We start from the raw sequence: 22,772 nt of genomic DNA, 5'->3' as shown, positions 1-22,772 counted from the left end.
CACCCAGGCACTTCTCCGCCTGGCCCGACAGCGCATCAACGTGCTGTTCGCAATGCTCCGCGACGGCACCATCTACGAACCCCGAACCCCACGCCTCGCTTGACGAAAGACATAGAGGCACCCCCCCGCCCCAGCGCCATTGGTCCGGTCCCGGCGAAAACCCATGTGCGTCACCGATGAGTTTGCGCGACGGTAAAGGTCTCTCCATGCGTAGCCCAAGCACGCGGAAGGACCCGAAGCATGAGCACGCAGATGTCCGGCCTGGCCATCGAGACCGCGGGCCTGGTGAAAACGTTCGGCGAGACGAGGGCCGTCGACGGCGTCGACCTGTCCGTGCCCGCGGGCACGGTCTACGGCGTCCTCGGCCCGAACGGCGCCGGCAAGACCACCACCGTGAAGATGCTCGCCACACTCCTGCGGCCGGACGGCGGCGAAGCGCATGTCTTCGGCCACGACATCGTCCGCGAGGCGGACGAGGTGCGCGGCCGGGTGAGCCTCACCGGCCAGTACGCCTCGGTCGACGAGGACCTCACCGGCACCGAGAACCTGGTCCTGCTGGGCCGGCTGCTCGGTCACCACAAGAAGGCCGCCCGTGAGCGCGCCGCCCAGCTCCTGGAGGCCTTCGGGCTCATGGACGCGGCCGCCAAGCAGGTCAAGCACTACTCGGGCGGCATGCGGCGCCGTATCGACATCGCCGCGTCCATCCTCAACACCCCCGACCTGCTGTTCCTCGACGAGCCGACCACCGGCCTGGACCCGCGCAGCCGCAACCAGGTCTGGGAGATCGTGCGGGCCGTGGTCGCCCAGGGCACCACCGTGCTGCTGACCACGCAGTATCTGGACGAGGCCGACCAACTGGCGTCCCGGATCGCCGTCATCGACCGCGGCAAAGTGATCGCCGAGGGCACCAAGGGCGAACTGAAGTCGTCCGTCGGGGCCGGGTCCGTACATCTGCGGCTGCGCGATCCCGACCAGCGCGACCTCGCGGCCGAGCTGTTGCGCCGCGCCCTGGACGCGCAGGTGCAGCCGGAGCCCGACCCGGTCGCCCTCACCGCCCGCCTCGGCACGGCGGCGAGCGCCGACTCCGCGGCCGAGCAGGCCTCCCGCGCCCTGGGCGAGCTGGCCCGCGCCGGGATCACCGTCGACAACTTCTCGCTGGGCCAGCCCAGCCTGGACGAGGTGTTCCTCGCCCTCACCGGACACGACACGCACGACTCCTCCGACCGCTCCGACGACCCGAAGGACGAGGTGGCGGCATGAGCACCGCGACGACCACCGAGAGCAAAGAGCTCGCCCCGGTCAGCGCCGAGTCGCTCGCCGCCCTGCTCGTCACCAAGCAGCGGCCGCCGCGGCCCAGCGCGTGGTCGGCCTCGATGACCTTCGGCTGGCGGGCCATCCTCAAGATCAAGCACGTGCCGGAGCAGCTCTTCGACGTCACGGCGTTCCCGATCATGATGGTGCTGATGTACACGTACCTGTTCGGCGGGGCGCTGGCCGGCTCGCCGAAGGAGTACATCCAGTTCCTGCTGCCGGGCATCCTCGTGATGTCGGTCGTGATGATCACGATGTACACGGGTGTCTCCGTGAACACCGACATCGAGAAGGGCGTCTTCGACCGGTTCCGCACGCTGCCGATCTGGCGACCGTCGACGATGGTCGGCTATCTGCTCGGTGACGCCCTGCGGTACACCATCGCCTCGGTCGTGATGCTCACCGTCGGCATCATCCTCGGCTACCGGCCGGACGGCGGGGTCGCCGGTGTGCTCGCCGGGATCGCCCTGCTGGTGGCCTTCTCGTTCGCCTTCTCCTGGATCTGGACGATGTTCGGCCTGATGCTGCGCACCGAGAAGTCGGTGATGGGCGTCAGCATGATGGTGATCTTCCCGCTCACGTTCCTGTCCAACGTGTTCGTGGACCCGAAGACCATGCCGGGCTGGCTGCAGGCGTTCGTGAACAACAGCCCCATCACCCATCTGGCGTCGGCGGTGCGCGGCCTGATGGGCGGGGACTGGCCGGCCGACGAGGTCGCCTGGTCGCTGGGCTGGGCGGGACTGTTCGTGCTGGTCTTCGGGCCCGTCACGATGCGGCTGTACAACCGGAAGTAGCCCTGAACCCTGACGTTTTCGGCCGGCCGTCGCGCACCGTACGGGTGCGGAGCGGCCGGCCGTTCGCTGTGAGTGGGTGCGGCCGTTCGCCGTGACGGGTGCGGAGCGGCCGACCGTTCGCCGTGACGGGTGTGCGGGGCAGCCGGCCGTTCGCTGCGCTCGTCAGTTGTTGCGGGGCATCGGGGGCATCGGGCGGATGTCCGGCGCGACCTGGGTGGCCGGGGTCTTCCGCACGATCGTGATGAGCCGGTCGGTCAGCTCCAGCCTCCCGACGGCAGGGTCGTCGTAGCCGAGGACCCGGTGCCCGCGTATGACGCTGACCACGAGGTCGTCGACCTCCCGCGGCGTCTTGCCCACCTCGGCCTTGACGGCCGGCCGTTCGACGATGTCGAGACCGCTGCCCTGCTGGATGAGGTCCTCCATGACCATGCCGGCGGCGGGGCTGAGCACGGACAGGCCGAGCAGCCGGCCGGCGGCGCTGGCGCTGGTGACCACCGCGTCGGCGCCCGACTGCCTGAGCAGCGGCGCGTTCTCCTCCTCCCGCACCGTGGCCACGATCTTCGCCCCGCGGTTGAGCTGGCGGGCCGTCAGCGCCACCAGGACCGCGGTGTCGTCGCGCTGGGTCGCGATGATGATCTGGCGCGCCTTGTGCACCTCGGCCTGCTTCAGCACCTCGCTGCGGGTCGCGTCCCCGCAGATGCCCGCGTAGCCCTCGGCGGTCGCGGCGTCGATCACCTTGGAACTGGGGTCGACCACGACGACCTGTTCCTTCTTCAGACCCGTCGCGCAGACGGTCCGGATCGCCGACCTGCCCTTCGTGCCAAAGCCGATGACGAGGGTGTGATCGCGCAACGTGGACCTCCAGCGGGTCAGCCGCCACTCCTCCCGGGTGCGTTCGGTGAGGGCCTCGAGGGTGGTACCGACCAGGATGATCAGGAACAGCACGCGCAGCGGCGTGATGACGAGGATGTTGGTGAGCCGGGCGCTTTCGCTCGCCGGGGTGATGTCACCGTAGCCGGTGGTCGAGAGCGTGACGGTCGCGTAGTAGAACGCGTCGAGGAGGCTGATGCCGCCGCCCGCGTTGTCGTTGTAGCCGTCGCGGTCGGCGTAGACGATCAGCGCGGTCAGGACGAGGACGAACAGCGCCATGGAAAGCCGCTTGGCGACCTGGCGGATCGGATGCTCCACCACTTTCCTCGGGAGTTTCACCCGATAGGTCACCAGATGCTCGTCGGCCTGGCGGGCGATCGCGTCCTGGCCCGGAAGTTTCACGTGAAACACACCCCGATTCCTGCGGACGCCCAGGGCAGGTCGAGCAGTTCCGCCTCCTGCCCGGGACGTGCGCCGCCCGGCTCCACGACGGCCAGCGCGTCGGCCGCCGCGATGCCGCGCAGCATGGCGGGGCCGTTGTAGTGCAGCGGCACGGCCTCGTCGCCGCGCAGGACGACGGGGACGAGCCGGGTGTCGTGCGGGTGCCCGTGCACGGCGTCCCGGAGCGGCATCGTGTACGGCTCCGGGGCGGGCCGCGCCGCGAGGATCCGCAGCAGCGGCTCGGCGAGCGTCAGCAGCCCGGAGACGGCGGCGAGCGGGTTGCCCGGCAGGCCGACGAGGTGCTGGGTCGGCGAGGTGCGGGCCAGCAGCATGGGGTGGCCCGGGCGCACCTTGACGCCGTCCACGAGGAGTTCGGCGCCGATCCGGCGCAGGGTGGGGTGGACATGGTCGAGGGGGCCCGCCGCGGTGCCGCCGGTGGTGAGGATGACGTCGGCGTCGGAGCCGGTGACGGCCCGGTGCAGGGCATCGGCGTCGTCGCGGATGCGCCGGACGGCGGTGACGTCGGCGCCGAGCGCCCGCAGCCAGGGCGGCAGCATGGGGCCGAGCGCGTCCCGGATCAGGCCGTCGTGCGGCAGCCCGTCGGTGAGCAACTCGTCCCCGAGGACCAGGACTTCGGCGCGGGCGCGGGGGACCGCGGTGACGGCGTCGTAGCCGGCGGCCGCCGCGAGTCCGAGGACGGCCGGGGTGACGAGGGTGCCGACGGCGAGGAGCTGGTCGCCGGTGCGGCACTCCTGGCCGCGCGGGCGGATGTCCTGGCCGGGGACGACGTCCCGGGTCGCGTACAGGCGGCCCTTGTCGTCGGTGCGGCCGTGCTCGCTGCGCAGGACCGCGCTGGTGTCCGGAGGGATGCGGGCGCCGGTGGCGATCCGGACGGCCTCGCCGTCGGTGAGGGACGGGGGCGCGGCGTGCCCGGCGAGGACGCCCTCGTCCCGCACGTGCCAGGGGGCGGGGCCGCAGACCGCCCAGCCGTCCATCGCGGAGGTGTCGAAGGAGGGGAGGTCGGTGAGGGCGTCGAGCGGGGCGGCGAGGGTCAGGCCGAGGGCGGTGTCGAGGGGCGCCGAGACGGGCTCGCGGCGGGCCGCCCGGACGGCCTCGCGGCCGGCGCGTTCGGCCAGGGCCCGGGCCTCGGGCCAGGGGGTGGCGCGGTGACGGGTGTCGGGCCGGGCGGAGGGGTCCGGCCGGTGCGAGGCGCGGGCGCTGCCGGTCTCACCTCCCGCACTCCGTGCGGCGGGGTCGGGCAGGTGATCGCCGTTGCTGTTCCTCACGAGGGCGAGCACCTCCTCGACGTCGAGGTCCTCGGCGTCCTCACCGGCACGGGCGCCGTGCGGGGTCATCCGGCGTCCGGGCGGGTGTCGGGGGTGGCGTCGGGGGCGACATCACCCCGAGACGGCTGCGGTGCGTCGCCGGACGGCTGCGGTCCAGTCCCTGCCGGCTCCGCTCCAGTGCCTGCCGGCTGCAGGCCGTCGCCCGACGGCTCGGCCTCGGAGGTGCTCTCCTGAGCCCAGCGAGCGGCGAGGGCCACGGCCTTGCGGGCGGCCTCCTCAACCGCCTCGGGGCCGCCGCCGGCCTGCGCGGCCGCGTAGCCGACGAGGAAGGTGGTCAGCGGCGCCGCGGGCCGGGCCACTCCGTGGGCGGCGTCGCGGGCGAGGTCGAGCAGGCCGCGGGTGTCGACATCGAGGTCGATCCCCAGTTCGTCCTTGACGGCGGAAATCCATTCATCCAACACGTGCCCATGCTCCCTGATACGTGCCCTGGCGGTGGCGATGTCGTCCCAGGTGTCGCAGTCGAAGGACGCGACGGGGTCGGAGATGCGGGTGAGGTCCAGCTCGGCGGTGAGACGCCGCAGGGGGAGACCGGCGAGAGCGCCGTGCGCTCCGGCGAGGAGCGCGAGCTCCTCACGCAGCCGCGGCGCGCGGTAGGCGGCCACGAGCGGCTGGTCACGGCCACCGGGGTCGGTCAGCAGCACGCCGTCACGGCCACTCGCCCGCAGCGCGCCCAGCAGGCGGCCCACGGTCGGCTCCTGAAGGAACGGCAGGTCGGCGGAGAGCACCACGACGTGCTCGGCCGTGGTGTGGCGGAGCCCGGCGTCGAGCGCGGCGAGCGGTCCGCCGCCGGGCGGGTCCTCGCGGGCCCAGGTCACGGGCCGTGCGGTCGGCCGGGGCGCGGCGACGACGACGGTGCTGCGGGCACCGCCGCAGGCGGCGAGGACACGGTCGAGCAGGGCCCGGCCGCCCACGCGCACCCCGGGCTTGTCCGTGCCGCCGAGGCGCCGGGAGGCACCACCGGCGAGCACGACGGCGTCGTATCCGGCGGGGTCCGCGCCCTGTGCGGGGCCGGCGCCGGTGCGGGATACGCCGGTGGGCTCGTAGGCGGTCACCCCCCGAGTATGCGTGCCCCCGCGATCACAGGGAACGTGGGGGAACCGATGCGATCACGGGGTCCGGTGCGCGGGACGAAAGGCAATCACGGCGTCCGCGGGGTGCCGGGGCGGCGGCTGCCCGATCCGCGCGGCGGCGGAGAGACAGCCGCCGGGCCCGCGGGCGGCGGAGACCACCAAGCCCGCACGACGGCAGGGAAGCGACCGCCAAGCCCGCACGACGACCGAGAAGTGACCACCAAGCCCGCACGACGGCAGGGAAGCGACCGCCAAGCCCGCACGACGACCGAGAAGTGACCACCAAGCCCGCACGACGGCAGAGCGGCTGCCACCGGGCCGGTGCGGGATCAGAGCGTCCGCAGCAGCACCGCCGGTTGTTCCACGCAGTCCGCCACGTACCGCAGGAAGCCGCCCGCCACGCCCCCGTCGCACACCCGGTGGTCGAAGGTGAGCGAGAGCTGCACGACCTGGCGCACCGCCAGCTCGCCCTCGTGCACCCACGGCTTGGGGACGATGCGGCCGACGCCGAGCATGGCGGCCTCGGGGTGGTTGATGATCGGTGTGGAGCCGTCGACGCCGAAGACGCCGTAGTTGTTCAACGTGAAGGTCCCGCCGGTGAGTTCGCCCGGTGTCAGCGTCCCCGTGCGGCCCGCCTCGGTCAGCCGGGCGAACTCGGCGGTCAGCGACTCGGCGTCCCGCGCGTGCGCGTCCCGTACGACCGGGACGACCAGGCCCCGGTCGGTCTGCGCCGCGAAGCCCAGGTGCACATGGTCGAACCGGACGATCTCCCTGGCCTGCGTGTCGACCGTGGAGTTGAGCTCGGGGAAGCGGGCGAGGGCCGCGGTGCAGATCCGGGCCAGCAGGGCCAGGAGGGAGATCTTCGGACCGCCGGCCGCGTTCATGGCCGTGCGCGCCCGCATCAGCTCCGTGGCGTCGGCGTCCACCCAGCAGGTGGCGTCCGGGATCTCGCGGCGGCTGCGCGCCAGCTTGTCGGCGACGGCGCCCCGGATGCCCTTGAGCGGGGTGCGGATCTCGCCGGGGACCGCCGGCGCCGAGGACCGGGACGCGAGGTCCAGGGCCGGTGCCTGCGGTACGCGCGGGTGCTGCTCGGCCGCCGGTGCCTCCGTGGCGCCCTGGTCCGCGGCGCGCAGGGCGTACTCGACGTCCGCCCGCAGGATCAGCCCGTCGGGGCCGGACCCGGTCAGCTCCCGCAGGTCCAGGCCGTTCTGCCGGGCCAGGCGGCGCACCAGGGGTGAGATCACGGGGACGGGGCCGTCGTCCGCCCCGAGGCCGGTGGCCTGCCCGTTCACCCGCGCCGAGGGCTCGCCCGCCTGCGTGGTCACCGCGGCAGCGGGGCCCGCGGCCGGCGCGTGCTCCGGAGGCGCGGCGGCACCGGTCGGGCCGGCAGTCTCGAAAGCGCCGGTCGGCCCGGCTGTCGCGGACGCGCCGGACACTGGCCGCTCCTGCCGCACCCGGCGGCGCCGCGCGGGCGCCTCGGAGGTGCCGTATCCGACCAGGACGTTGCCCGACCCCTCGGAGGCGGTGTCGTCGGCGCCGGAGGCCGGCCGCTCCCCCACCGCCACCGTGATCAGCGGTGCCCCGACGGGCAGTTCCGTGCCCTCCTCGCCGAAGCGGGCCGTGACCACACCACCGTAGGGGCACGGCACCTCGACCATCGCCTTGGCCGTCTCGACCTCGACGACCGGCTGGTCGATCGCGACCACGTCGCCGACCTCGACCAGCCAGCGCACGATCTCCGCCTCGGTGAGGCCCTCACCGAGGTCGGGCAGCTTGAACTCCAACACCTGTGCCATCAGCTCTCGGCCTCCCACTGCAGGCGCCCCACGGCGTCCAGGATCCGGTCCACACCGGGCAGGTGGTGGCGCTCCAGCATCGGCGGCGGGTACGGGACGTCGAACCCGGCCACACGCAGCACCGGCGCCTCCAGGTGGTGGAAGCAGCGCTCCGTGACCCGGGCCGCGATCTCCCCGCCCGGGCCCCCGAAGGAACCCGACTCGTGGACGACGACCGCGCGTCCCGTCCGGCGCACCGAGGCGCACACCGTCTCGTCGTCGAACGGCACCAGGGAGCGCAGGTCGACGACTTCGAGGTCCCAGCCCTCGGCCCGGGCCGCCTCGGCCGCCTCCATGCAGACGGGTACCGACGGTCCGTACGTGATGAGCGTGGCGCTCCGGCCGGGGCGCCGCACCACCGCGCGGCCTATCGGCTCAACGGGCGTCGGCTCCTCGGGGTTCCAGGAGTCCTTCGACCAGTACAGCCGCTTCGGCTCCAGGACGACCACCGGGTCGTCGGAGGCGATGGCGGCGCGCAGCAGCCCGTAGGCGTCGGCGACCGTGGCGGGCGTGACGACATGGAGCCCCGGAGTCGCCATGTAGTACGCCTCGGAGGAGTCGCTGTGGTGCTCGACGCCGCCGATGCCGCCGCCGTAGGGGACCCGGATGGTGATCGGCAGGGGCATCTTGCCGCGGGTGCGGTTGCGGGTGCGGGCCACGTGCGAGATGAGCTGCTCGAACGCCGGGTAGGCGAACGCGTCGAACTGCATCTCCACGACCGGGCGCAGGCCGTACATGGCCATGCCGACGGCGGCGCCGAGGATGCCGGCCTCGGCGAGGGGGGTGTCCGTGCAGCGGTCCTCGCCGAACTCCTTGGCGAGGCCGTCGGTGACGCGGAAGACGCCGCCGAGGGTGCCGACGTCCTCGCCCATGACGTGCACGGCGGGGTCGGCGGCCATGGCGTCGCGCAGCGCGCGCGTGAAGGCCTGCGCCATGGTGGCCGGCTTGACGGCGACGGTGCTCATCGGTGCGTGCCCCCCTCGGTGTCTGCCTCGGCCTCCAGCTCGGCCCGCAGCTGGTCCTGCTGTTCGCGCAGCTGCGGGGTGGGCTCGGCGTAGACGTGGGTGAACAGGTCCATCGGGTCCAGGACCGGGTCCTGGTTCATCTGCTCGCGCAGCGCCGCCGCCATGGTCTCGGCGTCCTGGCGGGCGGCCTCGATGCCCGCCTCGTCGAGCAGGCCGCGCCCGGTCAGCTCGCGCTCCAGCAGCCGGATCGGGTCGTGCTCGCGCCAGGTCTCGACCTCGGCGTCGCCGCGGTAGCGCGTCGCGTCGTCGGCGTTGGTGTGGGCGTCGACGCGGTAGGTGATCGCCTCGACCAGGGTGGGGCCGCCGCCCGCGCGGGCGTGGCGTACGGCGTCGGAGAGCACCTCGTGCACGGCGGCCGCGTCGTTGCCGTCGACCAGGCGGCCGGGCATGCCGTAACCGACGGCCTTGTGGGCCAGCGACGGGGCCGCGGTCTGCTTGGCCAGCGGGACGGAGATCGCGAAGCCGTTGTTCTGCACGAAGAAGACGACCGGGGCCTGCCAGACGGCGGCGAAGTTCAGCGCCTCGTGGAAGTCGCCCTCGCTGGTGCCGCCGTCGCCGACCATGGCCAGCGCGACCACGTCGTCGCCCTTGAGGCGGGCGGCGTGCGCGAGACCGACGGCGTGCGGCAGCTGGGTGGCGAGCGGGGTGCACAGGGGGGCGACCCGGTGCTCGTGCGGGTCGTAGCCGGTGTGCCAGTCGCCGCGCAGCAGGGTGAGCGCCTCGACGGGGTCCACGCCCCGGGCCACCACGGCGAGGGTGTCGCGGTAGCTCGGGAAGAGCCAGTCCCGCTCCTCCAGCACGAGCGCGGCGGCGACCTCGCACGCCTCCTGGCCGGTGGTGGAGGGGTAGACCGCGAGACGGCCCTGCTTGGTGAGGGCGGTGGCCTGCGCGTTGTAGCGGCGGCCCTTCACCAGCTGTGCGTACAGCGTCCTCAGCAGCTCGGGGTCGACCTTCGCGGCCGCCTCGGTGCCGAGGACGCGGTACGGCTCGGCGTCGGGCAGCAACGGCGCGGGATCCGTCCGGGGCTGCCAGGCGGGCGGCGGGGTCGGCTTGTACGCGCCCCGCTGCTCCATGACCGTCATGACGGCACCTCCTCGTGGGAGCGGCTCGAAGAGGCGCGTCGGCTGTGACCCGCCTCACCTACCGATTGTTCGGTCGACGGCACAATTTGGCTATGGGTGGCCTCAGGCTGTGGACAAACGGTTCTCCACAGCCTGAGATGGACGCAGTACGTCCATGGCAGAGAGGCGGGGGCGGGTGGCATCTGAACAAATGGCCGAGAGCCAGGACGACAGCGGTGTGCTTCCGGCGCCGCGGCCCCTGGACGCCATCGATCAGGACATCCTGCGCATGCTGCAGGCGGACGGCCGCGCCTCGATACGGTCCGTCGCCGACCGGGTGCACGTCTCGCGCGCCAACGCCTACGCCCGCATCAACCGGCTCGTCGAGGACGGCGTCATCCGCGGCTTCGGCGCCCGGGTCAACCACGAGAGGGCAGGTCAGGGCACCTCCGCGTACATCACGCTGAAGATCGTGCAGAACTCCTGGCGCACGGTGCGCGAGGAGCTCAGACAGCTGCCCGGCGCCTCGCACATCGCCCTGGTGGGCGGCGACTTCGACGTGCTGCTGCTGGTGCACGTGTCCGACAACCGGTCGCTGCGGGAGCTGGTGCTGACCCGGCTCCAGGCGATCCCGCAGGTGCTCAGCACGCGCACGCTGCTGGTGTTCGAGGAGGAGGACCTGGAGCCGCAGGGCTAGGGAGTGGGGGGCCGGCCCTGGTCAGGAGGCCTTGCGCAGCCCGCCAAAGGCGAGCTGGACCACCGCGTCGGCCACCTCGCGCTCGTTCATACCGCGGCCGTCCGGCCGGTACCACTCGACGATCGAGTTGATCATTCCGAAGACCAGCCGGGTCACCAGCCGCACCTCTATGTCGGCGCGCACGTCCCCGTCCGCCGAGGCCGCCTTGAGCAGGTCGGCGACCCGGTGGTCGAAGTCGCGGCGCCGCTCCAGGGCCCACCGCTCGGTGTCGGTGTTGCCGCGCACCCGCAGCAGCAGCGTCACGTAGGGCAGTTCGGCGATGAGCACCTCGACCATGCGCCGCACGACGTACTCCAGGCGGTCCGAGGCGCGCCCCACGCGCGCGTGCTCCTCGTCGAGGATCCCGAAGAGGCCGTCCAGGGCCCGGCTCACGGCCCGGCGCAGCAGCTCCTCCTTGCCGGCGACGTGGTGGTAGATCGACGACTTGGAGATGCCGGCCGCCTTGGAGAGGTGCTCCATGGAGGTGCCGTCGTAGCCACGCTCGTTGAACACCTGGACGGCGACGGACAGCAGCGTGTCCGGGGTGTAGGTGTCGCGCTTGGCGGTGGTCATGAGGTGCCCTCCCGCGAGTCGGAGGCGTGGGCGTGGCGGTACAGGGCCAGGGACGGCGCGTAGCGGCCCGAGGGGTCGCGCCGGTGCAGGTCGTCCAGGAGCACGTAGGCCCAGGTGCGGCCGAGGCGGCGGCTCCACTCGAAGGGGCCCAGGGGGTAGTTGACGCCGAGGCGCATCGCGGTGTCGATGTCCTCCTCGGTGGCCACGCCCTTGGCGACCGCGTCGTGCGCCAGGTCGATGATCCGCGCGACCGTGCGCGCGACGATCATGCCGGGGACGTCGCCGATGACACTGACCCGCTTGCCGAGCGCCTGGAAGAGGCCGATGGCCTCGGCGAGGACCTGCGGGGAGGTGTCCTGGGAGGCTGACAGGGCGATCCGGCCGGCCACGCGGTAGTCCAGGGCGAGGTCGAAGTAGACGAAGTCCCGGTACTCCCCGGCGGTCTGCCCGTCGGCGAGGACGAGCCGGCCGCCGCTCGGGAGGAGCAAACACGCGCCCTGGTCCTCGTCGTCGCCGTCGTCACGGACCGGGATGCCCGCCTCGCGGATCAGCTCGAGCAGGTCGGACGCCGGGCCCAGGTCACCCTCGGCGACGACGTACGCGGGTGGCTGCCGCTTCTCGGCGGTGTCCGGCTCGGGGCGCTCGGCGTCCTCCCCGTGGTCGTACCAGCCGTGGCCCGTCTTGCGGCCGAGCCGGCCGGACTCGACCAGGCGCCGCTGGGCGAGGGACGGCGTGAAGCGCACGTCCTGGAAGAAGGACTGCCAGACCGACTGCGTGACGGACTCGTTGACGTCCTGGCCGATCAGGTCGGTCAGCTCGAAGGCGCCCATCCGGAAGCCGCCCGACTCGCGCAGCACGGCGTCGATGGTGGCCGGGTCGGCGACCTGCGCCTCGTGGACCGCGAAGGCCTCGGCGTAGAAGGGCCGGGCGATGCGGTTGACGATGAAGCCGGGGGTGTCCGCGCAGGCGACGGGTGTCTTGCCCCAGGCGCGGGCGGTCTCGTACGCGCGCGTGGCCGACGAGACGTCCGTGGCGAAGCCGGAGACGACCTCGACCAGCGGCAGCAGCGGCGCGGGGTTGAAGAAGTGCAGGCCGACGAACCGGCCGGGGTTGCGCAGGGCGCCGCCGATGGCGGTGACGGACAGCGACGAGGTGTTGGTGGCGAGCAGGCAGTCGTCGGCGACGATGCCCTCCAGCGCGCGGAACAGGTCCTGTTTGACGTCCAGCCGCTCCAGGACGGCCTCGACGACGAGGGCGCAGTCGGCGAGCTCGGGGAGGTCCTCGGCGGGCAGCAGCCGGGCGCGGGCGGCGTCCCGCTCGGCGTCGCTGAGCCGCTCCTTCTCGACGAGCCGGTCCAGGCGGGCACCGATCGCGTCGGCCGCCTCCCGGGCCCGCCCGGGGAGCGTGTCGTACAGCCGTACGGGATGGCCCGCGACCAGCGCGACCTGGGCGATTCCCTGGCCCATGGTGCCGGTGCCGACGACGGCCACGGGGCTGCTGAGGTCGAGTGCTGTCATGTGCGCGATCCTCCCGCACGGGGTTTTCCACAGATGCGGCGGACCCCCTTGAACCGACCGATCGTTCGGTTACTCTAGCTCTGTCCGAGTGTTCCTGCCCAGGTTTCTGCCCAGGTCATGAACTCGACGAAGAGTTCTTGAGACGAGGAGATGGTCACCCATGACCGCCGCACTCTCGGCGCACGAGCTGATCGCCCGGCACCGGTCCACCCTCGACCAGGCGCTGGAAGCGATCCGCACGCGCGCCTACTGGTCCCCGCACCCCGAGCACCCCAAGGCCTACGGGGAGAACGGCAGCCTGGACATGGCGGCGGGCAAGGCCGCCTTCGACGCCCTGCTCGGCTCCCGCCTGGACCTCGGCCAGCCGGGCACGGACGACTGGGTGGGCGGCGAGACGTCCCCGTACGGCATCGACCTGGGCGTGACGTACCCGCACGCGGACCTCGACGTGCTGCTGCCCGCCATGAAGGCCGGCCAGCGCGCCTGGCGGGACGCGGGCGCCGAACAGCGCGCCGTGGTCTGCCTGGAGATCCTCAAGCGCATCAGCGACCGGACGCACGAGTTCGCGCACGCGGTCATGCACACCTCCGGCCAGGCGTTCATGATGGCGTTCCAGGCGGGCGGGCCGCACGCGCAGGACCGCGGCCTGGAGGCGGTGGCCTACGCCTACGTCGAGCAGGTGCGCACGCCCGACAACGCCGAGTGGACCAAGCCCCAGGGCAAGCGCGACCCGCTGGCCATGAACAAGCAGTTCACGCCGGTCCCGCGGGGCATCGCCCTGATGATCGGCTGCAACACCTTCCCGACGTGGAACGGCTACCCGGGCCTGTTCGCCTCCCTCGCCACCGGCAACGCGGTCCTGGTCAAGCCCCACCCGCGCGCGGTGCTGCCGCTCGCCCTCACCGTGCAGGTCGCGCGCGAGGTGCTCGCGGAGACCGGCTTCGACCCGAACCTGGTCGCGCTCGCCGCCGAACGCCCCGGCGAGGGCATCGCCAAGACCCTCGCGCTGCGCCCCGAGATCCGGATCATCGACTACACGGGCTCGACCGAGTTCGGCGACTGGCTGGAGGCCAACGCCCGCCAGGCGCAGGTCTACACGGAGAAGGCCGGCGTCAACACGGTCGTCGTCCACTCCACGTCCGACTACAAGGGCATGCTCGCCAACCTGGCGTTCTCGCTGTCCCTGTACAGCGGCCAGATGTGCACCACCCCGCAGAACCTGCTCGTCCCCCGCGAGGGCATCTCCACGGACCAGGGCCCCAAGTCCTACGACGAGGTCGTCGCGGACCTCGCCCAGTCCGTCGACGGGCTGCTCGGCGACGACGCCCGGGCCAACGCGCTGCTCGGCGCGATCGTCAACCCGGACGTGAAGGCCCGGCTGGAGGCCGCGGCGGGTCTCGGCGAAGTCGCCCTGGCCTCCCGCGAGATCACCAACCCGGACTTCCCGGGGGCGGTCGTCCGTACGCCGGTGATCGTGAAGCTGGACGGCGCCAAGCCGGACGACGAGGCCGCCTACATGAGCGAGTGCTTCGGCCCGGTGTCCTTCGCCGTCGCGGTCGACTCGGCCGAGGACGCGGCGGAGCTGCTGCGGCGGACCGTCCGCGAGAAGGGCGCGATGACCGTCGGGGCGTACACGACCGACCCGGAGGTCGAGCAGGCCGTGCAGGAGGTCTGCCTGGAGGAGGCGGCGCAGCTGTCGCTGAACCTCACGGGCGGGGTGTACGTGAACCAGACGGCCGCGTTCTCCGACTTCCACGGGTCCGGTGGCAATCCGGCGGCCAGTGCGGCGCTGTGCGACGGGGCGTTCGTGGCCAACCGGTTCCGGGTGGTCGAGGTGCGGCGGGACGCGTAGCCGGGACTCGGGGGCGCCCACGAGTTCGGGGGTTCTCGTCGGCGCGCGGGTGCCGGCCGGTTGCCGGTTGTGGTTGTCCGGCTGTTCCCCGCGCCGCTATCGGGGCGCTCCAGAACCCGCGCTCCAGTGGTACAGGGTCATCGCCACGCTCGTCGCCAGGTTGTAGCTGCTGACCTGGGGGCGCATCGGCAGAGACAGCAAGTGGTCGGCCCGGGCGCGCAGTCCGGCCGACAGGCCGGTGCGCTCGGAGCCGAAAGCGAGGACGGCGTCGTCCGGGAGCTTGACGCCCCGGATGTCGTCGCCCTCCGGGTCCAGGGCGAACAGCGGGCCCGGCGGCAGCTCCTCGACGGCCAGCCGCTCCACCGTCGTCGCGTAGTGCAGCCCCGCCCCGCCCCGCACGACCGTCGGGTGCCAGGGGTCCATCGTCCCGGTCGTCACCACGCCGGTCGCCCCGAAACCGGCGGCCAGGCGGATCACCGCCCCCGCGTTGCCCAGATTGCGCGGGTGGTCGAGGACCACGACCGGGGCCGTTCGGGGCACGCGCGCCAGCTTCTCCAGGTGGGAGGCGCGGGCCGGCCGTACGGCCAGGGCGGCCACGGCGGTGGGGTGCGGGCGCGGCACGAACGACGCGTACGTCGCCTGCGGCACCTCCGTCAGCAGCCCGGCCAGCGCGTCCCGTACGTCCGGGGCCAGCTCGTCGGCGAGGGCGAGGGCGGCCGCCCGGTCGGCCGTGACCGCCACCGGCACCTCGGCGCCGAAACGCAGCGCGTGCTTGAGCGCGTGGAACCCGTCGAGCAGGACGGTGTCGCCGGCGAGCCGGTGCCAGACGGTCAGGGGGTCGGTCATGTCCCGAAGCCTACGTGCGTGGTCTCGGAGCTCCCCTCGGTGCGCTGCCCGGGCAGGGGCGTACGCCCGCCCCCGCGCCGGAGCCGGTCGCGCGCGCGTGCCGCCAGGTCGCCCAGGCGGCGCAGGAAGCCCGTCGGCAGGAACACCGCGTCCGCCGCGATCATCGCCAGCGAGAAGAACGGCAGCCCCAGGACCACGGCGATCACCGCGTGCTCGGTCATCATCACCGCCAGCAGGACGTTCTTCACCCGCCGGTTGAACAGGGTGAACGGGAAGGCGACCTGTACCAGGACCGTCCCGTAGGTCACCAGCATCACCATCGTGCCGCTGGCCGACAGCAGGTCGGCGAGCGCCGGCCAGGGCGAGAAGTACTCCAGGTGGAGCGGATAGTAGACCGCGGTGCCGTCCTGCCAGCGCGATCCCTGGATCTTGTACCAGCCGGCCGTCGCGTAGATCAGACACGCCTCGGCCATGATCACGAGCAGGGCGCCGTTGTGCACGACGTTGGCGATCACGTCCAGCATGATCCGCGGCTCACCGGTCCCGGCCCGGCGCCCGACCAGCCACCACAGGGCCTGCACGACCCACACCGTCCACAGCAGGGCCGGTATCAGCCAGTCGCCCTGCATCCGGCCGACCAGGGTGACCGCGACCAGCACGAACCCGAGCACGCCCCACAGGGCCGGGCCGGTCCGGTCGGTGACCCGCTCGCCCCGCGCGCGGGCCGCCCTCTGCCGCACAGCCCGCCGGGCGTCCAGCGACCACCCCTGGGCGCACCGCGTGAACACCAGGTAGATCGACATCAGGTGCAGCACGTTGTCGCCGCCGTCGCCCATGAAGACGCTGCGGTTCTGCAGCGACAGCACGCCGACCATGAACAGCACCGACATGGTGCGGGTGCGCCAGCCCAGCATCAGCAGGGCAGCGGAGAGCACCGCCAGCGCGTAGACGATCTCGAACCAGATCCGGCCGTCCGACCACATCAGGACGGTGAAGGAGCCGTTGGACCCGACCAGCTGCTGGGCGAGATCCCAGCTCCAGGGGCCGTCGGGACCGTAGAGCTCGTGGCGGTGGGGGAGCTCGCGGAGCAGGAACAGCAGCCAGGTGGCGCTGAACCCGATGCGGATGACGGCCGTCTGGCAGGGGCCGAGGGCGGCCTCGGTGACGCGGGCGATGGCGCCCGAGACGGCCAGCGAGAAGCGGTTCACCGCACGCCTCCCCGGGCCTCGTCCCGCGGGACCCTCCACCACGGCAGCTCCCGGTAGGACGGTGTCGTGGAGACCTTCTCCCGGCTCCACTCGGGCGGCGGCACGTTGCTGGTCCGGGAGCGCACCTGCACCCGCTCGATCACCCCGGAACTCCCGGTCGCGGCCCGCACCGCGTCGTCACGGTCGAGGCGCAGCACCATGATCCGGCGCAGATACGACTCCGACAGCGAGCCGCGCAGGCCCACCGGGCGGTTCTCGCTGTCGTGCGTGGCGACGAAGAAGTCCCAGGCGCGGCGCAGCTCGTTCTGCTGGGTGTGGCTGGGCAGCAGGTTGCCGTCGATGGCACGGCCGTCCTCGGCGGACAGGTCGTACCAGCCGGTGGTCACTGTCATGCCGTCCGGCCCGCGGACCCCGGCGCGGACCTGGATCGAGATGTTCTGCTGGAGCGGGTTCGGAGCGAACAGCTTCCAGTTCTGCTCGAACTCCGGGTAGATCCAGTCGTCCACGGCCTCGCCGTGCTCCCGGGTGACCGTGTTCGCCGGCGCGACGTGCAGGAACGTCATCCCGATGTGCACACACACGCCGATGGCGACGACCGCGAGCGCCAGGGCGACCCCGACCTGATAGCGGGGGGAGAGCGCGGCGATGCCGGTACGGGGTTCGCCGGGCGGGTACGGCCCGGGCGGTGCGAGTGACGCGACCGGCTCGGGCTCACGTCTGGGGGGCACGACGGGCTCGGGCTCACGTCTGGGGGGCACGACCGGCTCGGACTCAAGCCCTGGGGGCACGACGGGCTCGGACTCAGGCCCCGGGGGAACCTCCGGCTCGGCCGGGCCCGCCGGGGCGCTTCGCTGCGCGGGCGGGGCCGGGCGGCTCGGCGCGTGCGGGCCGTGCCGGGCGTTCGAGCCCTCGTCGTACGCGTCCATTCCGCCCCGTTCCACGATCCCGGTCCGTCGTTCCGTCCGCCCGGCCGCGAGGGCGTCGTACCGCCCGCGCGGCCTGCGCGGCGTCGGCACGGGCACGGTACTCAGGACACCCACCCGGGCACAGCCCCTGTCCGTACCTCCCGCCGTGGCCGTCGCCACACCACGAAGGCCGACCGTACGGCGAGTGCGACCGTCCGGGAGCCGCGGTCCCCCTGGTCCACAGGGGACCCCCGCAGGTTATCCACAGGGCGCCCCGGCCGGTCATCCACCGGAGTGACACCCTACGGCGCCCGCCCGTACACCCATTCCCTTCTTCTAGAACCTGTTCTATCTTGACGCCCCGTCAGCTCAACGGGATCCGCCGGAAGGACAGGCACCGTGGACTTCACCTTCAGCGAGGAGCAGCAGGCGGCGGCCGAGGCGGCGAAGGGCGTGTTCGCCGGCGTCGCGCCCGACGCCGTGCCCAGCCCTGCCATGACTTCGGGCGCCGTCGCCGAGACCTGCGACCGCGCCCTGTGGGCCAGGCTCGCCGACGCGGACCTGCTGAGCCTGCTGCTCGACGCCCGCTACGGCGGGGCCGGTCTGGACGCCGTCGCGCTCTGCCTGGTGCTGCGGGAATCGGCGAAGGTCCTGGCCAGGGTGCCCCTGCTGGAGAGCTGCGCGGCAGCGGCGGCCGTCCAGGCCCACGGCGGGGAAGAGGCGAAGGCGGACCTGCTCGCCCGGGCCGGCCGGGGCGAGATCGTCCTGACCGTCGCCGCGCACGGCCGCACCGGCCACGACCCGGCCGAGCAGTCCGTGACCGCCCGGCAGGACGGCGACACCTGGGTGCTGGACGGGGTGCAGACGGCCGTGCCCTGGGCCTACGACGCCGACATCACCGTCGTCCCCGCGCACACCGCGACCGGCCGGACCGTGCTCGCCCTGGTGCCGCGCGGGCACGAGGGCGCCGTCCTCGCGGAGCAGTTCTCCACCAGCGGCGAGCGCCTCGGAGAGCTGCGGCTGGAGTCGGTCCGGCTGCCCGCCCGGGACGTCATCGACACCGACGGGGCGTGGGAGTGGCTGCGGGACCTGCTGGCCACCGGGACATGTGCGCTGGCCCTCGGGCTGGGCGAGCGCGTGCTGCGGATGACCGGGGAGTACACGGGCAAGCGGGAGCAGTTCGGCTTCCCGGTCGCGACCTTCCAGGCCGTCGCCGTCCAGGCCGCCGACCGCTACATCGACCTGCGCGCGATGGAGGCCACGCTGTGGCAGGCCGCGTGGCGGATCGCCTCCGGGGCACCGGGCCCGCTGCCCGCCGCCGGGGACGTGGCCGTCGCCAAGATCTGGGCGGCGGAGGGCGTACGCCGGGTCGTGCAGACCGCGCAGCACCTGCACGGCGGGTTCGGCGCCGACGTCGACTACCCCCTGCACCGCTACCACGCCTGGGCCAAGCACCTGGAACTGTCACTCGGCCCGGCCGCGGCCCACGAAGAGGCCCTGGGCGACCTGCTGGCGGCCCACCCACTGGCCTGACCGCGCGGGCCGGGGGCCGGCTGACGACCGACCGGGTGCTAGAGGACGAACCCCTGCTGCCCGTCGTCCGTCACCACGGGACGGCCCACCGCCTCCCACACCTGCATGCCGCCGTCGACGTTCACGGCGTCGACGCCCTGCTGGGCCAGGTACATCGTGACCTGGGCGGACCGGCCGCCGGAACGGCAGATCACGTGGACCCGGCCGTCCTGCGGGGCCGCCTCGGTCAGCTCGCCGTACCGGGCGACGAACTCGCTGATGGGGATGTGCAGCGCCCCTTCGGCGTGACCGGCCTTCCACTCGTCGTCCTCCCGGACGTCCAGCAGGAAGTCACCGTCCTTGAGGTCCGCGACCGCGACCGTGGGCACACCAGCTCCGAAAGTCATGCGTCCGACGCTACCCGAACCGGCCGGAGCACCGGCCGGCTACGCGGCTCAGCCGTGGCCCCCGCCGTTACCCCGGCTCTGGCCCTCGCCCTCGCCGACCAGCGCGGCCAGCTCCGTCTCCCGCTCGGAGACCTGGGCGAGCAGGCCCTGCCCGATCTCGTCCAGGAGCCGGTCCGGGTCGTCCGGGGCGAGCTGGAGCATATGGCCGATGGCGCTGTCCTCCAGTTCCCTGGCGAGCAGGGCGAGCAGCTCCTTGCGCTGGGCGAGCCATTCGAGGCGGGCGTAGAGCTCCTCGGCGCGGCTCGGGCCCCGCTTCAGCTCGGGCCCCTTCGCCCACTCCGCGGCGAGCTCGCGCAGCTCCGCCTCGTCGCCCCGGGCGTAGGCGGCGTTGACGCGCGTGATGAACTCCTCGCGCCGCCCGCGCTCCTTCTCCTCCTGCGCCAGGTCCGGGTGGGCCTTGCGGGCGAGGTCGCGGTAGAGCTTGCGGGCCTCCTCGCTGGGGCGGACCCGCTGCGGGGGCCGCACCGGCTGGTCGGTGAGCATCGCGGAGGCCTCCGGGAAGAGACCGTCACCGTCCATCCAGCCGTGCAGCAGTTCCTCCACGCCCGGGATGGGGGCGAGCCGCGCCCGGGCCTCGTCCGCCCGCTGCCGGTCCGCCGGGTCGCCGCTGCGAGCCGCTCTGGCCTCCAGGATGCGGGCGTCCAGCTCCTCGAGCCGGGCGTAGATGGGGCCGAGTTTCTGTTCGTGCAGCCGGGAGAAGTTCTCGACCTCGACGCGGAAGGTCTCCACCGCGATCTCGTACTCGATCAACGCCTGCTCGGCGGCCCGCACGGCCCGCTCCAGCCGCGCCTCGGGCCGTGCGGCGTCGTCGCCGTCCTGCTCAGCTTCCGGGGTCGTCACCCGACCAGCCTAGGCGACGAACCGACGGCACCCGGCCCCCGGAGGCCAGGACCGGGGAGCGGCCCGTCCGGGGCTGCCGGACGGCCCGAGTAGCCCTACACCCCCATCTCCGCCGCGATTTTCCCCGCCTTCACCCCCGCCAACAGCTCCGCGTGATCCGCCTCGGTCCGGTCCGCGTAGGCCACGGCGAAGTCCGCGATCGCCTCGTCCAGCTCCTCGTTCTTCCCGCAGTACCCGGCGATGAGCCGCGGATCGGCGCTGTGGGAGTGCGCGCGGGCCAGGAGCGCGCCGGTCATGCGGCCGTAGTCGTCCAACTGGTCGGAGGCCAGGGCGGCCGGATCGACGCTGCCCTTGCGGTTGCGGAACTGGCGGACCTGGTAGGGGAGCCCGTCGACCGTCGTCCAGCCCAGCAGGCTGTCGCTCACGACCTGCATCCGCTTCTGCCCCAGCACGACCCGACGGCCCTCGTGACCGGCGCGAGGCGCCTCGAAACCGGCCGTCACCAGATGCGGCACCAGGGAGGACGCCCGGGCCTCCTTCACCTGGAGCACCAGCGGCTCGCCCTGGTGGTCCAGGAGCAGCACGACGTAGGAGCGGGTGCCGACACTGCCGGTGCCGACGACGCGGAAGGCGACGTCCAGCACTGCGTGCCGGGCGAGGAGCGGCAGGCGGTCCTCCTGGAGGGTGCCGATGTACTCCTCCAGGGACACGGCCACCGCGGCGGCCTCCGCGTCCGGGACGCGCCGCAGAACCGGAGGAGCGTCGACGAACCGGCGTCCACCGTCCTCGGTGACCTCGGTCGACTTGGCCGCGAAGCGGCCGCTGGTGTTGCGGCGGGCCTTCTCGGAGACGCGCTTGAGCGTGCCGCGCAGATCATGGGCGTCCGTGTGGGAGACGAGCTCCTCGTCCGCGATGGCGTTCCACGCGTCCAGCACCGGGAGTTTGGAAAGGAGCCGCAGGGTCCTGCGGTACGCGCCCGCCGCGTCGTACGCCGCCTTGCGGCACCGGTCCTCGTCGGCACCGGCCACCCGGCCCGCGAGCACAAGGGAAGCCGCGAGACGCTTCAGGTCCCACTCCCAGGGGCCGACCACGGTTTCGTCGAAGTCGTTCAGGTCGATGACCAGGCCGCCGCGCAGGTCCCCGTACAGGCCGAAATTGGCCGCGTGGGCGTCGCCGCAGAGCTGGGCCCGGATCCTGGTCATGGGCGTGCGCGCCAGGTCGTAGGCCATGAGGCCCGCCGAGCCGCGCAGGAAGGCGAACGGGGTGGCGGCCATGCGGCCGACCCGGATGGGGGTCAGCTCGGCCAGCCGTCCGCGGCCGGACTCCTCGACGGCGCTCAACGCGTCGGGCCGGGACGCGTCCAAGTCGAGCGTGGCGTGCGCGCTGCGCGGGATCCGCTTGCGCAGGGCCCTGCCCTCGTCCTTGGGCGAGCCCTCGCTCGGCCACTCGGCGAAGCCACGCACCCGGGGCAGCCGGCGCGACGCCCCCTTCTTCGCCGTGGCCCCGTCCTGCGTCATGGCACCGTCCCTCCCCATGGCTCCGCCCTCGTCCTGAGCTCCAGCCCTGGTCATCCCGGCCGCCTCCCCCGCACGCGCACGAACATCACTCGTGCCGACCGTACAACCGGCGGCCGAAACGCGTCAGACCCTGTGGACAACTCCACGGCTGTGGACAATGCCTGCCGGGGCCGCAGGACGGTGGCGGCCTACGCCCCCGAGGGCACGGTGGCCCTCTCCGGCACCGGCGCCGCGGCCTCCTCCGTCCGCACCTGCGCCAGCAGCCGCTCGGCCCGGCCCACGGAGACGTCGAGCCGGGCCAGTACCGCCGGAACGGTGATGCTGGGCAGGAAGTGCTCGAACAGCACGACGACCCGGCGCTCCAGATCCTGCCGCTGGCAGCGCAGCTGGGACAGCAGCTGCACCCCGGAGAAGCTGCCGACCAGCAGCTCCGCCGTCTCGGCCACGTCGACGTGCTGCAACAGCTCGCCCCGCGTCTTCGCCTCGCCCAGCATCTGCGTGTTCTGGTCGATCCACATCCGGAAGGCCGGGGTGCGGTCGAGGTCCATGGCTCCCTGGTCGAGGGCGAGCCCCACACTGGCGCGCACCAGCGGTTCGGACCGCAGCCGGCGGGCCATCACCAGACCGGAGTCGACGAGTTCCTGGAGCTTGGTGGACTGCGGCGGGAGCGTGATCGCGAGCTGCTCCTCGAAGACCCCCACCGCCAGCTCCTCCTTGGAGCCGAAGTGGAAGTACAGCGCGCCCTTGGTGACGCCCGCCCGGTCCAGGATCTCGCCGATGGTCGCCGAGGTGTAGCCGCGTTCGTCGAAGACGGCCGCCGCCGCCTCCAGGATGGTCCGCCGGGTGCGGATCGCGCGCTCCTGTCGCGCCATCGGGTGCCTCCTGATCTCCGTCGATCCCTGTGAAGTCGCTGTGTGACGAGGGCGCGAGGGTCAGTCCAAGCGGTTTGGCTCACCCTTTGAAAAAAACCGGTTCGTCCGTATCTTAGTCAGGCGTCGATCTCGGCCAGACAGCCGATCCTGGGGGTTCTCATGCCGCAGACAGGG

The 22,772-nt window shown here is 72.9% G+C and carries 20 protein-coding genes; 5 read left to right on the top strand and 15 right to left on the bottom strand.

From position 1 onward, the window contains the following. The first annotated feature begins 240 nt into the window (after positions 1 to 240). Both K4G64_RS09715 and K4G64_RS09710 read left to right on the top strand, forming a co-directional pair. Positions 241 to 1,260, top strand: a complete 1,020-nt coding sequence (locus tag K4G64_RS09715) for an ATP-binding cassette domain-containing protein (RefSeq protein ID WP_221755616.1) — start codon at positions 241 to 243, stop codon at positions 1,258 to 1,260. After that, positions 1,257 to 2,105: an ABC transporter permease gene (locus K4G64_RS09710; RefSeq protein ID WP_221755615.1), complete on the top strand. Its 849-nt coding sequence runs from the start codon at positions 1,257 to 1,259 to the stop codon at positions 2,103 to 2,105. Before K4G64_RS09715 ends, K4G64_RS09710 begins: the two co-directional genes overlap by 4 nt. 162 nt (positions 2,106 to 2,267) lie before the next feature. Here K4G64_RS09710 and K4G64_RS09705 read toward each other — a convergent pair whose 3' ends face one another. From K4G64_RS09705 to pdhA, 6 genes are all read right to left on the bottom strand, one after another. After that, positions 2,268 to 3,377, bottom strand: a complete 1,110-nt coding sequence (locus K4G64_RS09705; protein WP_221755614.1) for a TrkA family potassium uptake protein — start codon at positions 3,375 to 3,377, stop codon at positions 2,268 to 2,270. Beyond that, complete coding sequence (locus K4G64_RS09700) at positions 3,374 to 4,771, bottom strand: molybdopterin molybdotransferase MoeA (protein ID WP_221755613.1); 1,398 nt, start codon at positions 4,769 to 4,771, stop codon at positions 3,374 to 3,376. The genes K4G64_RS09705 and K4G64_RS09700 overlap by 4 nt, the downstream gene beginning before the upstream one ends. Then, positions 4,768 to 5,814, bottom strand: a complete 1,047-nt coding sequence (locus tag K4G64_RS09695; protein ID WP_221755612.1) for an NTP transferase domain-containing protein — start codon at positions 5,812 to 5,814, stop codon at positions 4,768 to 4,770. The genes K4G64_RS09700 and K4G64_RS09695 overlap by 4 nt, the downstream gene beginning before the upstream one ends. A 347-nt stretch (positions 5,815 to 6,161) precedes the next feature. Continuing rightward, positions 6,162 to 7,628 carry a dihydrolipoamide acetyltransferase family protein gene (locus K4G64_RS09690; protein WP_221755611.1) on the bottom strand — a complete coding sequence of 489 codons (1,467 nt, stop codon included), beginning with the start codon at positions 7,626 to 7,628 and terminating at the stop codon, positions 6,162 to 6,164. Next, positions 7,628 to 8,632, bottom strand: coding sequence for an alpha-ketoacid dehydrogenase subunit beta (locus K4G64_RS09685; protein WP_221755610.1), 1,005 nt, complete (start codon positions 8,630 to 8,632; stop codon positions 7,628 to 7,630). Before K4G64_RS09685 ends, K4G64_RS09690 begins: the two co-directional genes overlap by 1 nt. Then, positions 8,629 to 9,774 carry a pyruvate dehydrogenase (acetyl-transferring) E1 component subunit alpha gene (gene pdhA / locus K4G64_RS09680; RefSeq protein ID WP_221755609.1) on the bottom strand — a complete coding sequence of 382 codons (1,146 nt, stop codon included), beginning with the start codon at positions 9,772 to 9,774 and terminating at the stop codon, positions 8,629 to 8,631. Before pdhA ends, K4G64_RS09685 begins: the two co-directional genes overlap by 4 nt. Positions 9,775 to 9,964: 190 nt before the next feature. On the opposite strand from pdhA, the gene K4G64_RS09675 reads away from it, so the two are divergent. Continuing rightward, positions 9,965 to 10,450, top strand: coding sequence for an Lrp/AsnC family transcriptional regulator (locus tag K4G64_RS09675; protein WP_221755608.1), 486 nt, complete (start codon positions 9,965 to 9,967; stop codon positions 10,448 to 10,450). Between the two features lie 21 nt (positions 10,451 to 10,471). Here K4G64_RS09675 and K4G64_RS09670 read toward each other — a convergent pair whose 3' ends face one another. Continuing rightward, the gene (locus K4G64_RS09670; RefSeq protein WP_221755607.1) at positions 10,472 to 11,062 is read right to left on the bottom strand and encodes a TetR/AcrR family transcriptional regulator; all 591 of its coding nucleotides are present in this window, start codon (positions 11,060 to 11,062) and stop codon (positions 10,472 to 10,474) included. After that, positions 11,059 to 12,579, bottom strand: coding sequence for a 3-hydroxyacyl-CoA dehydrogenase (locus K4G64_RS09665; protein WP_221755606.1), 1,521 nt, complete (start codon positions 12,577 to 12,579; stop codon positions 11,059 to 11,061). Before K4G64_RS09665 ends, K4G64_RS09670 begins: the two co-directional genes overlap by 4 nt. Before the next feature lie 160 nt (positions 12,580 to 12,739). Between K4G64_RS09665 and paaN the strand changes: the two genes are divergently transcribed. After that, complete coding sequence (paaN, locus tag K4G64_RS09660; protein ID WP_221755605.1) at positions 12,740 to 14,431, top strand: phenylacetic acid degradation protein PaaN; 1,692 nt, start codon at positions 12,740 to 12,742, stop codon at positions 14,429 to 14,431. A gap of 96 nt (positions 14,432 to 14,527) precedes the next feature. On the opposite strand, the gene K4G64_RS09655 is transcribed toward paaN, so the two are convergent. From K4G64_RS09655 to K4G64_RS09645, 3 genes are read right to left on the bottom strand one after another with little or no spacing between them, the layout of a single operon-like run. Next, the gene (locus K4G64_RS09655; RefSeq protein ID WP_221755604.1) at positions 14,528 to 15,277 is read right to left on the bottom strand and encodes an RNA methyltransferase; all 750 of its coding nucleotides are present in this window, start codon (positions 15,275 to 15,277) and stop codon (positions 14,528 to 14,530) included. Beyond that, positions 15,274 to 16,485, bottom strand: coding sequence for an HTTM domain-containing protein (locus K4G64_RS09650; RefSeq protein WP_221755603.1), 1,212 nt, complete (start codon positions 16,483 to 16,485; stop codon positions 15,274 to 15,276). Before K4G64_RS09650 ends, K4G64_RS09655 begins: the two co-directional genes overlap by 4 nt. Then, positions 16,482 to 17,411: a DUF5819 family protein gene (locus K4G64_RS09645; protein ID WP_221755618.1), complete on the bottom strand. Its 930-nt coding sequence runs from the start codon at positions 17,409 to 17,411 to the stop codon at positions 16,482 to 16,484. Before K4G64_RS09645 ends, K4G64_RS09650 begins: the two co-directional genes overlap by 4 nt. Before the next feature lie 378 nt (positions 17,412 to 17,789). Between K4G64_RS09645 and K4G64_RS09640 the strand changes: the two genes are divergently transcribed. Continuing rightward, complete coding sequence (locus K4G64_RS09640) at positions 17,790 to 18,923, top strand: acyl-CoA dehydrogenase family protein (RefSeq protein WP_221755602.1); 1,134 nt, start codon at positions 17,790 to 17,792, stop codon at positions 18,921 to 18,923. 38 nt (positions 18,924 to 18,961) lie between these two features. Here the strand turns inward: K4G64_RS09640 and K4G64_RS09635 are convergent, their stop codons facing one another. From K4G64_RS09635 to K4G64_RS09620, 4 genes are all read right to left on the bottom strand, one after another. After that, entirely contained in the window at positions 18,962 to 19,291 is a 330-nt protein-coding gene (locus tag K4G64_RS09635) for a rhodanese-like domain-containing protein (RefSeq protein ID WP_030846909.1), read from the bottom strand. A gap of 66 nt (positions 19,292 to 19,357) precedes the next feature. Beyond that, a complete protein-coding gene (locus K4G64_RS09630) occupies positions 19,358 to 20,209 on the bottom strand; it encodes a hypothetical protein (RefSeq protein WP_221755601.1) in 852 nt (283 codons plus the stop codon). Positions 20,210 to 20,304: 95 nt separating this feature from the next. Next, a complete protein-coding gene (locus K4G64_RS09625) occupies positions 20,305 to 21,726 on the bottom strand; it encodes a DUF2252 domain-containing protein (protein WP_221755600.1) in 1,422 nt (473 codons plus the stop codon). 188 nt (positions 21,727 to 21,914) lie between these two features. Next, positions 21,915 to 22,598, bottom strand: coding sequence for a ScbR family autoregulator-binding transcription factor (locus tag K4G64_RS09620; protein ID WP_221755599.1), 684 nt, complete (start codon positions 22,596 to 22,598; stop codon positions 21,915 to 21,917). Between the last annotated feature and the right edge of the window lie 174 nt (positions 22,599 to 22,772).

Origin of the sequence: Streptomyces sp. WAC04114 (genome assembly GCF_019733245.1) — a bacterium.
Taxonomy (GTDB): domain Bacteria; phylum Actinomycetota; class Actinomycetes; order Streptomycetales; family Streptomycetaceae; genus Streptomyces; species Streptomyces massasporeus_A.
Note: the sequence above shows the minus strand (reverse complement) of the source record. Positions and strands in the feature narration are given on the sequence as shown.

What these genes read in the sequence shown, in the direction of transcription:
- K4G64_RS09620 (WP_221755599.1), bottom strand. Translation starts at nt 22,598, where the DNA reads ATGGCGCGACAGGAGCGCGCGATCCGCACCCGGCGGACCATCCTGGAG.
- K4G64_RS09645 (WP_221755618.1), bottom strand. Translation starts at nt 17,411, where the DNA reads ATGGACGCGTACGACGAGGGCTCGAACGCCCGGCACGGCCCGCACGCG.
- K4G64_RS09690 (WP_221755611.1), bottom strand. Translation starts at nt 7,628, where the DNA reads ATGGCACAGGTGTTGGAGTTCAAGCTGCCCGACCTCGGTGAGGGCCTC.
- K4G64_RS09715 (WP_221755616.1), top strand. Translation starts at nt 241, where the DNA reads ATGAGCACGCAGATGTCCGGCCTGGCCATCGAGACCGCGGGCCTGGTG.
- K4G64_RS09655 (WP_221755604.1), bottom strand. Translation starts at nt 15,277, where the DNA reads ATGACCGACCCCCTGACCGTCTGGCACCGGCTCGCCGGCGACACCGTC.
- K4G64_RS09665 (WP_221755606.1), bottom strand. Translation starts at nt 12,579, where the DNA reads ATGACAGCACTCGACCTCAGCAGCCCCGTGGCCGTCGTCGGCACCGGC.
- paaN (WP_221755605.1), top strand. Translation starts at nt 12,740, where the DNA reads ATGACCGCCGCACTCTCGGCGCACGAGCTGATCGCCCGGCACCGGTCC.
- pdhA (WP_221755609.1), bottom strand. Translation starts at nt 9,774, where the DNA reads ATGACGGTCATGGAGCAGCGGGGCGCGTACAAGCCGACCCCGCCGCCC.
- K4G64_RS09625 (WP_221755600.1), bottom strand. Translation starts at nt 21,726, where the DNA reads ATGACGCAGGACGGGGCCACGGCGAAGAAGGGGGCGTCGCGCCGGCTG.
- K4G64_RS09675 (WP_221755608.1), top strand. Translation starts at nt 9,965, where the DNA reads ATGGCCGAGAGCCAGGACGACAGCGGTGTGCTTCCGGCGCCGCGGCCC.
- K4G64_RS09685 (WP_221755610.1), bottom strand. Translation starts at nt 8,632, where the DNA reads ATGAGCACCGTCGCCGTCAAGCCGGCCACCATGGCGCAGGCCTTCACG.
- K4G64_RS09710 (WP_221755615.1), top strand. Translation starts at nt 1,257, where the DNA reads ATGAGCACCGCGACGACCACCGAGAGCAAAGAGCTCGCCCCGGTCAGC.
- K4G64_RS09700 (WP_221755613.1), bottom strand. Translation starts at nt 4,771, where the DNA reads ATGACCCCGCACGGCGCCCGTGCCGGTGAGGACGCCGAGGACCTCGAC.
- K4G64_RS09670 (WP_221755607.1), bottom strand. Translation starts at nt 11,062, where the DNA reads ATGACCACCGCCAAGCGCGACACCTACACCCCGGACACGCTGCTGTCC.